Below are 13699 nucleotides of genomic sequence, written 5' to 3' on the forward strand. Positions count from 1 at the left end.
CAGAATATATGCAATGGGAATTAAACTACAGGGAACCGGCAAAAGAGTGGATTGAATCGCTTCCTCTGGGAAATGGTGAGATTGGAGCCATGGTTTCGGGAGGCACCAGACAGGAGACAATAGAGTTAAATCTGGATACTTTGTGGTCTGGCAGTCAGAAGCAGTCAGAACCGTATCCTGATCTTCCTGACTGGAATCATATCAGAAAACTGGTATTTGAAAGCAGATACAATGAGGCGGAAGAGTATGCAAAATCCCATATTCTAAGAGACTGGACAGCAGCATATCTTCCTGTGGGAACTGTTGATGTACAGATGCTGACAGAAAATGGAAACAATGAGATAACGGAGTATAAACGGGAACTGTCACTAAATGATGCTTTACATACAGTACACTGGATTGAGGGCGGGGTAACTTACCAGAAAGAAACATTTGTTAGTATGTCTGATAATGTTCTGGTGATGAAAATATCAACAGACAGTGATTCAGAAGTAAAAGTACATGTTTCATTAAGAAGCCAGATGCCCTGCGTCTGGAGAAAAAGTGAAAATATGCTGGTATTCGAGGCAAATGCTCCGGTTTATGCAGCTCCCAATTATTATCAATGCGAAGAACCAATCCGGTATAAAGAAAACTCAGGGATTAAATTTGGAATTATGCTGAAACCAGTTCTGAAATCAGGTACTATAGAAAAAAATGAAAATGGTCTGACCATTAGAACCGGTGATGATTTTTATATTATTCTGACCGGAAAGACAGATTTTGATGGTTGCGATAATATTATAGAATTTATGAGCGATATATTGAAGTGTGCTGAGTATAAGGGGTATAAGCAATTAAAACAGAACCACCTGGAAACATACCATTCGTTTTTTGACAGATTAGATCTTCACATGGGGGAAGCTGATGATTATTTTGAGAAGACAGACACAATTCAACAAATGAAAGCCTTTGAAAAGGGTGAAAATACTTCGGAGTTTGCCACTTTATTATTTCATTATGCCCGATATCTCATGATCTGTTCTTCGAAACCGGGGACACAGGCTGCAAACTTACAGGGAATCTGGAATAATCAGATGAGAGCGCCCTGGAGCTCAAATTACACAGTCAATATCAATACAGAAATGAATTACTGGATGGCTGAAAGTTGTAATCTTGGTGACTGCCATACTGCGCTTTTTGAACTGATTGACAGAACCGTTAAAAAGGGAAAAATTACAGCGCAAAAACTATATGGTCTTGAGGGCTGGGTTAGTCATCACAATATAGATATATGGGGGAATTCTGATCCGGTTGGGAAATATGCACAGGATGGCAGTCCGTGCCAGTATGCTTTGTGGCCAATGAGTTCAGCGTGGCTTTGCAGGCATATGTGGGAACATTATTGCTATACGTTAGATGGGGATTTTCTGAAAGACAGGGCATACCCGGTAATACGGGAAGCCGTTCGTTTTTATCTTGGATATTTAACGGAATATGATGGTTATCTTGTCACTTGTCCGTCCACTTCTCCTGAGAATTGCTTTTTAGATAGGAAAGGAGAAAAACACAGCGTAACTTTTGCTTCCACTATGGATATTTCCATATTAAAGGAATTGTTTGCGACGTACCTTCAGATATGTAAAATTCTTAAAGTTGATGTGTTGGAGAAAGAAACTGAGTTTGCATTGAAGAAGCTGCCGCCTTTTAAAATCGGTCATGATGGACAGCTTCAGGAATGGTACAGAGATTACAGGGAAACAGATATTCATCATAGACATGTATCTCATTTGTACGGTTTATATCCTGGAAATGTTATAAAGGAGACAGACCAGGAGTTGAAAAAAGCGTGTGAAATATCCTTAAACCGCAGAGGAAGTCAGGGAACCGGATGGTGTATGGTTTGGAAAGCAAGTCTTTGGGCCAGACTTAAAAATGGAGAGAAAGCATTTGAACTTTTAAAAAATCAGGTCAATCTTACTCATACAACAGAAGTGGATATGTCCGGCGGAGGAATTTATCCTAATTTGTTCTGTGCACATCCTCCGTTTCAGATTGACGGGAATTTTGGGTTTGCAGCAGCTATATCTGAAATGCTTTTACAGAGTCAGAACAATGACATCGAATTATTACCTGCAATACCGGAACAATGGAAAAGAGGACAGATTAAAGGGATTAAGGCAAGAGGAGGATACACGGTTGATTTTAGCTGGAAAAATGGAAAAGTGTACTATATTAAAATCAGTGCATTAAAAGAAGGAAATGTAATCGTCAGATACAACGGCCAGATCAGCAGATTCTTTTTTAAAGAAGGACAGAACAAGGTATGTTTACAGAAAACGGGTAGAAAATAATGCAGGACATCAGTGGGAAGAGAAAGGAATGACAGATTTATGAAGAGACCAGTTTTAGTGATTATGGCAGCAGGAATGGGAAGTCGATATGGGGGGTTAAAACAGATTGATCCTATAGATAGGGAAGGGCACATCATTATAGATTTTTCTATCTATGACGCGAGAAGAGCAGGATTTGAAAAGGTTGTATTCATTATAAAAAAAGACAATGAAGAAGAATTTAAAGAAGTGATCGGAAACAGAATAAGCAAATTTATGGATGTTGCCTATGCATTTCAGGAACTTTCGAACATTCCTGAAAATTATCAGGTTCCAGATGGGAGAAAAAAACCGTGGGGAACTGCTCATGCAGTGCTTAGCGCGGCTGATAAAATAGATGGTCCGTTTGCAGTAATTAACGCAGATGATTATTATGGATATCATGCGTTTTCTGTTATTTATAATTTTCTTACAACACATGAAGATACAGAAAAATATTCATATACAATGGTGGGATATCGTCTGAAAAATACGGTGACAGATAATGGGGATGTTTCCAGAGGAATCTGTACGGTTACTCAGGAAGGAAAACTGGTACAAATTGTGGAAAGAACACAGATTGAAAAGCGGAAAACCGGAATTGTCTTTACAGAGGATAAGGGCCAGACATGGGAAGAATTGGATGGAGAGACACTGGTGTCTATGAACATGTGGGGCTTTACAGAAAGTATTTTACAGGAAATAAAAAAAGGATTTCCTGCTTTTCTGGAAAAAGGTCTTCAAGAAAATCCTATGAAATGTGAATATTTTCTTCCATCAGTTGTAAGTGAACTGATCGAATCTGAAAAGGCCATAGTTACAGTACTGGAATCAGAAGATAAATGGTATGGCGTGACTTACAGAGAAGATAAACCACTGGTAATGAATGCAATTGAGAAATTGAAAGATGAAGGTATATATCCTCAGCACTTATGGAAGGACTAAAAATGAATAAAATTTCCAAAGAAGAGTTAGAAGAAGTTATTAATGAATTTCAATATGAAGGAAAATTGGTCTTTATAAAACCATATGGGAGTGGCCATATTAATGACACATTTTTACTGAAATATGAAATCGGATACATGGGTTCATTAAATGTGATTTTACAGAGGGTGAACAGGGAAATTTTTGAAAAACCTGTTGAACTAATGGAAAATGTCATAGGAGTTACAGAACATTTAAAGAAAAAAATTGTGGAAATGGGCGGGGATCCTGAAAGGGAAACGTTAAATCTTATTCCTGCTAAAAACGGAAAAAAATACGTGATAGATTCCCAGGGCGAATACTGGCGATCATACATTTATATTACAGATGCTACCAGCTATGACAAGGTGGAAAAACCTGAAGACTTTTATGAAAGTGCTGTAGCGTTTGGAAAGTTTCAGGGGTTACTATCAGACTATCCGGCAGAATCTCTGCATGACACCATCAGAGGATTTCATGATACAAAAGCCAGATTTCTTGCATTTCAAAATGCAGTAGAAAAAGATATCTGTGGACGAAAAGCAAGTGTAAAAAAGGAAATTGAGTTTGTCTTGGAACATGAAAAGTTGACAACAGTTTTTGACACTTTGATTCGAAAAGGTGAAATTCCGCTTCGTGTAACACACAATGATACAAAGTTAAATAATGTTATGATTGACGATAAGACAGGAAAAGGAATCTGTGTAATTGATCTTGATACGATTATGCAAGGACTGGCTATGAACGATTTTGGAGATTCTATTCGTTTTGGAGCCAGTACAGCAGCAGAAGATGAGATTGATTTGACCAAAGTATCCTGTGATATGAATTTATATGAAATCTATTTAAGAGGATTTCTGAAAGGATGTAACGGAAAACTCACTTCAAAAGAAATGGAGTTGCTCCCGTTTGGAGCGAAAGTGATGACTTTTGAATGTGGTATGCGCTTTCTTACTGATTATCTTGAAGGAGATCATTATTTTAAGATTCACAGGGAAAACCATAATCTGGATCGATGTCGTACACAGTTTAAGCTTGTTGAGGATATGGAAAATAAATGGGAGATAATGCAGAAAATTACAGAAAAATATAGGCGGATGTATAAGCAGGAAAAATCAGATTACTTCGGATATTGACAAGAGAGCTGTAGAAAGAGCCAGAGAATATGAAGAAGAAACTCAATTTGCGCTGTATTAAGAGGAATGTGAACGGCAGATATTGCATATTAATGATAAAAAAAATCAATAACATTTGGCTTGACTAACCGATATACTATAGTGTATTTTCAGTGAAAGTCAAATAGAAACAGTCTTATAAAACTATTATAATATGACTTGTTGTTTGATTCACATCATGCTATTTGTGAATTGATATATGTAGCATTGTTACTGTTCACACACCACTATCCCGCGAGGTGTTTTGGCATGAATATGCCAAAATCCCGAGACATACGAGCCAAAATTCCATTGCCGCAGGCAATCTGGAATGAATTTTGGCTACGTTACTGTGAACGGAGTGAACAGTAACGTAACATTAATTCTCTTTGCACTGCATTACATTCAACAGAATGCGAGATCAACAGTACAAACTGAGCAGGCGATGCCCGAGATGCTCGAGGGCGTGGGGCCGGGCCGTGCGAAGTGGCAGCAGATATGAACATTTTCAGACATATCTGTGGGACAGTGTATGTTCCGCAGGTGTGTCTTTTTGTTTTCTGGAAAATATGTTTTGGAGAGATTTTCTTTTAGAGGGATTTTCTTTTAGGAGAATTTCCTGAAACGGGTGCAATTCCGGGATACCAAAAGACCCCTGTAAGACCGCACTTTGATAAGTCGCAGAAAGGAAATATGTTTTCTGACTGTGACGCAATGTATGTGACATAAGAAGAACCTGTAAACTCAAATATAGGAAAGTACAAAAACTTATATATTTGAAAAGAAAATTTAGGAGGTCCTGGTTATGGAACAGACAAAAAAATTAAACATGACATCAATGTCAGAAAAGACAAACAGTAACACGACAACTAAGAAAGAAGAGCCTGCATGGGAACATAAGGTAGCCATGAAGGTATCGGGTGTGAGTATTGCAGTAAACCTGTTACTTTCCTTATTTAAATTACTTGCCGGAATTCTGGCACATTCAGGTGCCATGATTTCAGATGCGATTCATTCAGCATCTGATGTGGGAAGTACTTTCGTAGTAATAGTCGGTGTGAATTTATCCAGCAAAAAATCCGATAAGGAGCATCAGTATGGACATGAGCGGATGGAATGTGTATCTTCCATTATTTTGTCCGGGTTACTTCTGGCAACCGGTATCGGAATTGGTATGAATGGAATTGAGAACATTATTAAGAGTACTTCAGGAGCAAGCATTGCAATTCCCGGAACATTGGCACTGATTGCGGCAGTTGTTTCTATTGTAGTGAAGGAATGGATGTTCTGGTATACGAGGAGTGCTGCGAAGAAAATAAACTCTGGCGCACTGATGGCAGATGCATGGCATCATCGTTCAGACGCAATGTCCTCTGTTGGTGCATTTATCGGTATCCTGGGTGCGAGACTTGGCTTCCCGATTCTGGATCCGATTGCCAGTGTGGCAATCTGTGTACTGATCGTGAAAGCATCTGTAGATATTTTCAGAGATGCAATTGATAAGATGGTTGATCATTCCTGCGATGAGGCAACAGAAGAGAGCATGAGAGAAGTGATCATGGGAGTGAAAGGAGTGAAGGGAATCGACCTTCTCCAGACACGATTATTTGGTTCTAAGATGTATGTGGATATTGAAATCTCAGCAGATGGTGAGATTCCACTGAATGAGGCACATGACGTTGCAGAGAATGTTCATCATACTATAGAGAAAAATTTTAAAGACGTAAAACACTGCATGGTTCATGTGAATCCGGTGAATGAGTAACTAAAAAATGGGACTGTCCGAAAATATAATTTGGGTAGTCCTATTTTTATTACTTTCATGATTACTTTTGATCATCCGAGATAAAATGAAAACGCCCGAAACTCAGTAAATACAAAGTTTTCGAGCGCTTTTAATAGCAGGGGATGAGAGAATCGAACTCCCACCAAAGGTTTTGGAGACCCCTATCATACCATTTGACCAATCCCCTATGTAAATTCTTTTGAAAAATTTCTTTTACTGTTGCAATTATACATATAAAAGCAACGATTGTCAAGGCTATTGTGCAATTATTATAAATAATTTTGCCTACATTACTGAAAATTAGTGTCAACAGTAACATGCAGAGCGGAGATGGAGGGATTTGAACCCTCGCACCGGTTGCCCGGTCTACCGCATTTCGAGTGCGGACCCTTCAGCCACTTGGGTACATCTCCGGATTAATATCAGAAAACAGTTCTGTATATATTCAAATCTGTATATATTCCGGAACTGTTACTTATTATATAAGGAATTAACGGAAAGGTCAATTCTTTTTTATTGACGAATTCTTCTCTCTGTAATAAGATAATAGCAAAATGCAGTTATTTATTCTTGGTATTTCTGTGACTGGGTAAATATGAAGCTTATATATTTCATATCAGTTAATAGATATGTGTGATGTTCAGAAAGGTAAATGACTGTCAGAAAGTAGAATAGGATGACAATCATGACAGATAAGAAGAAAACAATTCTGGAGGCAGTGGAGAAGCTGACAGATAATTATCGCAAAGAAGATCTTTTTCTTGGAAAGGACAGAGACCGTCTTCCAAATAAGAAAGAGATTATTAACTTTATTAAAGATATGAGATCTATTATTTTTCCGGGATACTTCAGCGTAGACTCCAGTGCGAAGATGTTTCCGGAGCATTATGTGGCATATCGCTTAAATGACCTGTATGACTGCTTACAGGAGCAGATCGAGGTGGCATTTTTGTATCAGGGAGAGCCAGAGCAGCAGGCAAAAGACCATGCAGAGCAGATTACAGAGAGATTTTTTGCCAGCCTACCGGAGATTCAGTCCATGCTCCTGACAGACTTACAGGCGGGCTTTGATGGTGACCCGGCTGCCAAGAGTAAGGAGGAGATTATTTTCTCTTATCCTGGATTTTATGCAATTTATGTATACAGACTTGCACATGTCCTCTATCGTGAGGAAGTGCCATTTATCCCGAGAATCATGTCAGAGTATGCGCATGGTTATACCGGAATTGATATCAACCCGGGTGCCACGATCGGAGAATATTTCTTTATTGACCATGGTACAGGTGTTGTAATCGGTGAGACCACAGAGATTGGAAAGAATGTAAAACTTTATCAGGGTGTGACACTTGGTGCACTTTCCACCCGTCAGGGACAGTTACTTGCCAATGTGAAGAGACATCCGACCATCAGAGATAATGTGACAATTTATTCTAATTCTTCTGTACTGGGCGGTGAGACAGTGATCGGAGAGAATACCATTATCGGTGGTAACACATTCATCACAGAATCTATCCCTGCAAATACTAAAGTCAGCGCAAAGAGTCCTGAGCTTGTAATCAAGAAACCGAAAAGCGCAGTAGAAGCTACGAATGTGTGGGATTGGGAGAATTGATAATCTATACCAAATAAACTTTAAATAGGTTATTTGTTGGAGAGTTGTATAGGTCAGATGGATTGTAAATATCTGTCTGATCTATAGCAATTTCAAAAAATAATGCGAATTATATGCTATTTTGATTGTGAGTTGCAAAGATAAGGAGTTAGTCATAGGATTATGAGCAAATTTCTGTAATTTTTGAAGTAGCTGGAATGAGGTACAGCCTTGTTTTTTACCTGAAATTGTGCATACTGTTAAAAAAATAGAAAAAATTCAAAAATAGTGTTGACAAATGAAGTTTCATCATATATACTAATCTTCGTTGATGCGACAGAGATGCACAGACAACAAGCTGTGCGGGTGTAGTTCAATGGTAGAACACCAGCCTTCCAAGCTGGATACGTGGGTTCGATTCCCATCACCCGCTTATGCGATAGTGGCGTAGTTGGTAACGCGCGACCTTGCCAAGGTCGAGACCGCGGGTTCGAGCCCCGTCTATCGCTCTTTTAATTGAATATCTGCGGGTGTAGTTCAATGGTAGAACACCAGCCTTCCAAGCTGGATACGTGGGTTCGATTCCCATCACCCGCTTGTGCGATAGTGGCGTAGTTGGTAACGCGCGACCTTGCCAAGGTCGAGACCGCGGGTTCGAGCCCCGTCTATCGCTCTTAGGACTTCGGATTTTCCGAAGTCCTTTTTTCTTTTAAGAACCACTATAAAAGAACTGCGGCATATCCATTTGATAAATATGCCGCAGTCCATTAGGAAGGATTATAGTATAGAATTATAATTTCAGATGTTGGCTTGTACTCAGGATTGTTCTGAGATAGTGTCGGAATCACCGTAAAAGGTCAGAAGATAGAGTCCGCAGATTCCAACCAGACCATATACGATTCTGGAAACCCAGCTCATGCTTCCGAAAAGGAGAGCGACCAGGTTCAGATTGAAAAAACCAATCAGTCCCCAGTTAACAGCTCCGATAATGGCGATAGTCAGCGCCGTATATCTTAAACATTTGCTTCCCATAAGTCACCATCCTTTCATAACCTGTCGCTGTATACAGCTTTTACAGGAATCATAAAGCCAGTACACCGTTTTCGAATAATGTACTATACATTTCATATTGTTTCACGGAAAATAAAAAATATACACAGCTTTCAAATTTGGTTTTGAAAAACTGTGTATATTGTTTTTTTACTGATAAGTTAATGTTTATAACTTAGAGATATGATTGGTGTTCACTATCATCTCTATTGCTCAGCTATTTTACTTTAAGAATCTGTTTTGCGGTTGCATCTTCGTCAAAGGAATATGCTTCCTGTGCCTGAACGGTGACATCACTTTCATCTGTCAGTGTAAATGCCTGACATACATTTACAGTCTGTCCCGGTTGGATTTCTGCTGTATAATGATCAATTGCATCATCATTATTCTCTGGAATAGCAGCCTCACAGACTTCGCCATGCTGGTAAGCTTTCAGACTTACATCAACCATTGCACTGGATGCGGAAGATGAATTGTTGGTGTAATCATAATAAACCATAATACATGGATTTCCTGCAAAGTCTTTGGTGATCACATGTTTCGTGTATTTGATCGTAAATTTCTCTGTGGTAAGATTCAGAATGTCATCAGCAGTTGCCTCTGGTGCATTGGCTGTTGAATTTTTGCTGTCTGCATTGTTAAGCGAATTGTTGATTTCTTCCTCTACACTCTTGAAATTAGCAGACATGATTTTTACTGTTTCATCATCCAGAGAAACGATTTTCCATCCGGAATCTGTTTTAATTACCGGGTAGGTGATATCTGCTTCTGAGAATACATCTTTCTCTACTTTCTTTGCCTGTTCATTCAGAATAGATGCAAGTTTTTCCTGAGTTTCTTCTGTTGTGAGCTGATTTCCGGCATAAGCGTTTGAAACGATCTGACGGAGAAACTCTGTGATGGTTGCCTTGTAAATATTGGTTCCGTCAATGTAAGTAATGTGAGCAGTGACAGAAGCAGTACCATTCTGAATGTCAAATCTGTTCTTTGTGATCTTGTAGGTCATTTTCTTATTGATTTCTGAGAAGAAATCAGTGTATGCAGCGTTTCGGATATCTGCATTGTCCAGCGCAGAGAGATCACTGCTCTGAATCATAGATTCCATTGTAGTAAAGTCCATATTCTTCATGCTGTCAAGAAATTGTTCCACTGCTTTGCGTGGCTGCTGGCGCTGATAGAAATAGAATCCTGTGCCTCCGCCAATGGCGAGAACCAGGATTAAAATAAAGATAATCAGCCCGGCGTGTCCTTTTTTATTCTTTTTTGTCATGTTTCCTCCTGTCTTAGGGTTAAGCTCTGAAACGTATTGTACTGTTACTGTAAGGATTGCTGTTTACGAAGCGTGTCATTGCTCACCTATGTTAATTAGTGAGAATGGATTGAACGCTAACAAAATGTAACAATTTGATTATAACAGAATGCGTTGACAATGGCAAATACCTTACCTATAATCAAAATAACAGGATAAGGTGAGAGAATAACAATAATAAAAACAGGAAAGAAGGCGTGAATTTATGAAGTACGAGAGCTCTTTTAAATCAGAAGCGGATAATCTTGAGATTTCGATTATGGCGGTGATACCGGATAAGAAGCCATATCGCGCAGTCGTGCAGCTGGTTCATGGGATGAGTGAGCATAAAGAGCGGTACCTTCCGTTTATGCAGTATCTGGCAAAGTCAGGATATGTGACAGTGATCCATGATCACAGAGGACATGGAAAAAGTGTAAAATATCAGGAGGATCTCGGCTTTACATACGGTGGGGGAGCACAGGCAATGCTTCAGGATATCCGCACAGTGAACAGAAAAATCCATGCATACTATCCGGAACTTCCGCTGATACTGATGGGGCACAGTATGGGTTCACTGGCAGTGAGGGCGTTTGTGGCAGAACATGACAGTTGTGCGGATATGCTGATTGTGTGTGGATCTCCAAGCTACAATACTGCCATGCCGTTGGGAGTTGCCATTGCAAAGACAGAGAAAGCTGTCTTTGGACCGAGACACAGAAGTAAACTGATAGAAACAATGTCCTTTGGTGCAGGGGCGATGAAATTCCGAAAGGATAAGAGATGCACGGCATGGATCTGTTCAAACCCTGATGTGGCGAAAGAGTATGAGGAATCCGAATTGTGTGGCTTTACTTTTACAGATGACGCATATCTGGCATTATTTGAACTGATGAAACGTGCATATGATGTGGAACATTTTTCCTGTACAAATCCGGATATGCCGGTACTGTTCGTAAGTGGAGCAGAGGATCCGTGTCTGATCAATGTACGCCATTTTGCAAAAACAGTGCGTGCGATGCGTCATGCAGGTTATAAAGATGTAAAAGGAAAGCTGTATCCGGGAATGCGTCATGAAATCCTCAATGAGATTGGAAAAGAGCAGGTTTACCATGACATTACTGTCTACATGAGAAAAAAGGGTTTCTGAGCTGATGTATAGGATGAATGGGTATCTGGTTAAACTATAATGATCTGTAACTATTTTTATTTGGTGTTACGAATTCAAAAATCCATTAAGAATCATTTTCAGAGAGGGGAGCCAGATATTGGGAAAAAACAAAATTGCACTGTTACTGATAATTGCTTTCAGTCTAAGCTGCGCAGGATGTACGGAGAAAAATCCGGCGGCAGAGCAGGGAGAACTTGTAAAAAATGAAAGTCTGTCGGAGGAATCCGGCAGTCTTTTCCTGTAATGTGAACCGTAACAAACGTATTTCCGGGGCGAAATGAAAAGTAACTAAGACTTTACGTCTGAAAGAAAAAATGGTAAGATAGTCCCATCTGTGAAGGTATTGAACAGTTACAAATTGTATAAATAAGAGGAGGCTTTTATGGAGAAAAACGAAAATGAAGAACTGCAGGAACAGAATCTGGCAGAGACTCAGCAGAAAGATATGCAGGAAATTGCAAAAAGTGAGGAAAAAGAACAGGATGCAGAAGAACAGAAATCTTCCAACGCAAGATTTCTGCTTTGGACTCTGGCAGGAATTTATCTTTTATATACAGGTTACAGTCTCTGTAAGGGCTTTATAACAGGTGCAGAAGGCACAAGTATAGGATTTATGCTTGCCGGGATTGCATTTGCTGTGATCGGTGTTGGTCTGCTGTTTCTCAGCATTAAGAATATGCTTTCAGAAGAGAAGCTTAAAAAGGCAAAAATGGCGAAAAGTGCGGCGTTGGAAGCTGCCGCAGGCGGAGAACTGAAGAAAGAAACTGCATCCGGACAGCATAAATCTATGAGTATTGCTGAGAGAGCTAATCTGGTTAAAGAATTGGAAGGCGAAGAGGAAGACGGGGAAAACGAAGAAGAATGAAAATTTTGATCACATTGCTGAAGCCTCTTTCTTTTTTGCCGGCACTGCTGATGATGTACATTATTTTTTCATTTTCAGCCCAGCCTGGCGAGGTATCAGGGAATCTGAGTTATCAGATAAGCTATGAAATTGTGGAGACGAAGAGTGAGCTTTTATCAGAAAATCTGAGCAGTGAAGAGATTGCTTATAAGGCAGACGGAATTCACTACTATGTGAGAAAGGCAGCACATATGACAGAGTATTTTCTGCTGGCTATTGCGATTTCTTTTCCACTATATGTGTATGGAGTAAGAGGAATCTGGCTCATGATCCTTGCAGGAATTGTCTGTGTGGGATTTGCAGGACTGGATGAGTACCATCAGTCTTTTGTGGATGCACGTACACCAGCGGTAAAAGATGTGGGAATAGACAGTATGGGGGCATTTATCGGAATACTTCTTGTTCAGGCATTTTGCTGGTCCGTATTGAATAATCCCAATAAAAAGAAGAAAAAACGAAATCGCTGAACAGGCAGGGAGAAAAAGTACATATTAAAAAAGATGGAAAAACAAAAAGGGGCCGTCGCATTAATAAAAGATTTAATGCAACAGCTCCTTTTAATCTGTTTGCAGTAATAGTGTAAATCAGAGAATATTTTTCATTGTGTTTAAGCCTATAGCAATCCTGACAGTCTGTCCAGTCCGGCTCTGGTATGGCGGATAAAAATATCTCTGATCGCCTGGATCTCGCCAAGACCTTTCAGAGTACATTTGACAGAATATCCTTCCTTTTCCAGAATGCTTTTCCAGGAGTCATCGTCTTCGCCGGACATATCATTGGTGGCATGATCGCCTGCAACAATCATGAAAGGTGCCAGATGAACATGATCCGGGTGGGAATTTTTCAATTCATCCAGAAAACTTTCGATAGAAAAATTCCCCTCAACAGTTCCCATATGCATATTTGAATAACCAAAATGTTTAAACAGGCCGTCCATTTCCGGATAGAGTTCATTGGCAACATGTTCTGTTCCATGTCCCATAAATAAAAGAACTTCATCAGAACCTGGATGATATTCGGAAGCCATGGCCTGACAGACTTCTTCTTTGTCCTGTCTGGTGACCATCAGGGAATCGCAGATGATAATAGAATCAAAATCATTCTTAAATGCCAGAACCTTTTCTTTCATCGCATCACTTTCAAATCCAGTGATCACATAAGTTGGCTGTACGATCACGTTTCGGATTCCGTCCGCTTTCAACTGTGTCATTGCCTCATCAATATCCATGATGTGGATTCCGTCCCGCTTCCGGAGTTTGGCGCGTATACGGGGACTTGTCCATGCACGGTATAACGGATATTTCCCAAATGCATGATGCAGGTCAGATTCAATCTGTTCAATTGTTTTCTTTCGTGTTTCTTCATAACTTGTACCGAAGCTGATAACAAGAATTGCTGTTTTTTCAGTTACCCCCATTTTAAATCTCCTTATAATAAGTAT

Annotated in this window: 12 protein-coding genes, 6 tRNA genes and 1 riboswitch; of the genes, 13 read left to right on the forward strand and 5 right to left on the reverse strand. The window is 39.7% G+C overall.

Going from position 1 to position 13699, the window contains the following annotated elements:
- Positions 1-8: 8 nt before the first annotated feature.
- From WKT11_RS08075 to WKT11_RS08090, 4 genes are all read left to right on the forward strand, one after another.
- On the forward strand, positions 9-2333 hold the full coding sequence (locus WKT11_RS08075; RefSeq protein ID WP_118629093.1) for a glycoside hydrolase family 95 protein: 2325 nt from the start codon (positions 9-11) through the stop codon (positions 2331-2333).
- A gap of 39 nt (positions 2334-2372) precedes the next feature.
- A complete protein-coding gene (locus tag WKT11_RS08080) occupies positions 2373-3296 on the forward strand; it encodes a sugar phosphate nucleotidyltransferase (RefSeq protein WP_118516625.1) in 924 nt (307 codons plus the stop codon).
- A gap of 2 nt (positions 3297-3298) precedes the next feature.
- Positions 3299-4450 (forward strand): phosphotransferase enzyme family protein, encoded by a 1152-nt coding sequence (locus WKT11_RS08085; protein WP_340283803.1) that lies wholly within the window; start codon positions 3299-3301, stop codon positions 4448-4450.
- A gap of 442 nt (positions 4451-4892) precedes the next feature.
- Positions 4893-4999, forward strand: a riboswitch (NiCo riboswitch).
- Between the two features lie 307 nt (positions 5000-5306).
- Complete coding sequence (locus WKT11_RS08090) at positions 5307-6233, forward strand: cation diffusion facilitator family transporter (protein WP_181993258.1); 927 nt, start codon at positions 5307-5309, stop codon at positions 6231-6233.
- A gap of 137 nt (positions 6234-6370) precedes the next feature.
- Here WKT11_RS08090 and WKT11_RS08095 read toward each other — a convergent pair.
- Together WKT11_RS08095 and WKT11_RS08100 are read right to left on the reverse strand one after the other, a co-directional pair.
- A tRNA-Trp gene (locus tag WKT11_RS08095) sits at positions 6371-6441 on the reverse strand.
- Between the two features lie 138 nt (positions 6442-6579).
- Positions 6580-6667 (reverse strand) — tRNA-Ser (locus WKT11_RS08100).
- Positions 6668-6939: 272 nt separating this feature from the next.
- Here WKT11_RS08100 and epsC point away from each other — a divergent pair.
- The 5 genes from epsC to WKT11_RS08125 all read left to right on the forward strand — a co-directional run bounded on the left by epsC (position 6940) and on the right by WKT11_RS08125 (position 8518).
- Positions 6940-7866 (forward strand): serine O-acetyltransferase EpsC, encoded by a 927-nt coding sequence (epsC, locus tag WKT11_RS08105; RefSeq protein WP_118247245.1) that lies wholly within the window; start codon positions 6940-6942, stop codon positions 7864-7866.
- A gap of 341 nt (positions 7867-8207) precedes the next feature.
- A tRNA-Gly gene (locus WKT11_RS08110) sits at positions 8208-8278 on the forward strand.
- A 3-nt stretch (positions 8279-8281) separates the two neighbouring features.
- Positions 8282-8354, forward strand: a tRNA-Gly gene (locus WKT11_RS08115).
- A 17-nt stretch (positions 8355-8371) separates the two neighbouring features.
- A tRNA-Gly gene (locus WKT11_RS08120) sits at positions 8372-8442 on the forward strand.
- Between the two features lie 3 nt (positions 8443-8445).
- A tRNA-Gly gene (locus tag WKT11_RS08125) sits at positions 8446-8518 on the forward strand.
- Positions 8519-8661: 143 nt separating this feature from the next.
- Here the strand turns inward: WKT11_RS08125 and WKT11_RS08130 are convergent.
- The gene (locus WKT11_RS08130; protein ID WP_025581288.1) at positions 8662-8877 is read right to left on the reverse strand and encodes a DUF378 domain-containing protein; all 216 of its coding nucleotides are present in this window, start codon (positions 8875-8877) and stop codon (positions 8662-8664) included.
- A gap of 235 nt (positions 8878-9112) precedes the next feature.
- Complete coding sequence (locus tag WKT11_RS08135; RefSeq protein WP_340283703.1) at positions 9113-10165, reverse strand: DUF5067 domain-containing protein; 1053 nt, start codon at positions 10163-10165, stop codon at positions 9113-9115.
- A 244-nt stretch (positions 10166-10409) separates the two neighbouring features.
- Between WKT11_RS08135 and WKT11_RS08140 the strand changes: the two genes are divergently transcribed.
- The 4 genes from WKT11_RS08140 (at position 10410) to WKT11_RS08155 (ending at position 12725) form a co-directional block, all read left to right on the forward strand.
- A complete protein-coding gene (locus WKT11_RS08140) occupies positions 10410-11333 on the forward strand; it encodes an alpha/beta fold hydrolase (protein ID WP_117675770.1) in 924 nt (307 codons plus the stop codon).
- Positions 11334-11451: 118 nt separating this feature from the next.
- On the forward strand, positions 11452-11598 hold the full coding sequence (locus WKT11_RS08145) for a hypothetical protein (RefSeq protein WP_181977682.1): 147 nt from the start codon (positions 11452-11454) through the stop codon (positions 11596-11598).
- A gap of 138 nt (positions 11599-11736) precedes the next feature.
- On the forward strand, positions 11737-12219 hold the full coding sequence (locus WKT11_RS08150) for a hypothetical protein (protein ID WP_117675772.1): 483 nt from the start codon (positions 11737-11739) through the stop codon (positions 12217-12219).
- Positions 12216-12725 carry a VanZ family protein gene (locus tag WKT11_RS08155; protein ID WP_117675774.1) on the forward strand — a complete coding sequence of 170 codons (510 nt, stop codon included), beginning with the start codon at positions 12216-12218 and terminating at the stop codon, positions 12723-12725. The genes WKT11_RS08150 and WKT11_RS08155 overlap by 4 nt, the downstream gene beginning before the upstream one ends.
- A gap of 146 nt (positions 12726-12871) precedes the next feature.
- On the opposite strand, the gene WKT11_RS08160 is transcribed toward WKT11_RS08155, so the two are convergent.
- Positions 12872-13675 (reverse strand): sirohydrochlorin cobaltochelatase, encoded by an 804-nt coding sequence (locus WKT11_RS08160; protein WP_118410908.1) that lies wholly within the window; start codon positions 13673-13675, stop codon positions 12872-12874.
- Positions 13676-13699 lie beyond the last annotated feature (24 nt).

This window comes from Blautia sp. HCN-1074 (assembly GCF_037890165.1).
GTDB lineage: Bacteria > Bacillota > Clostridia > Lachnospirales > Lachnospiraceae > Blautia_A.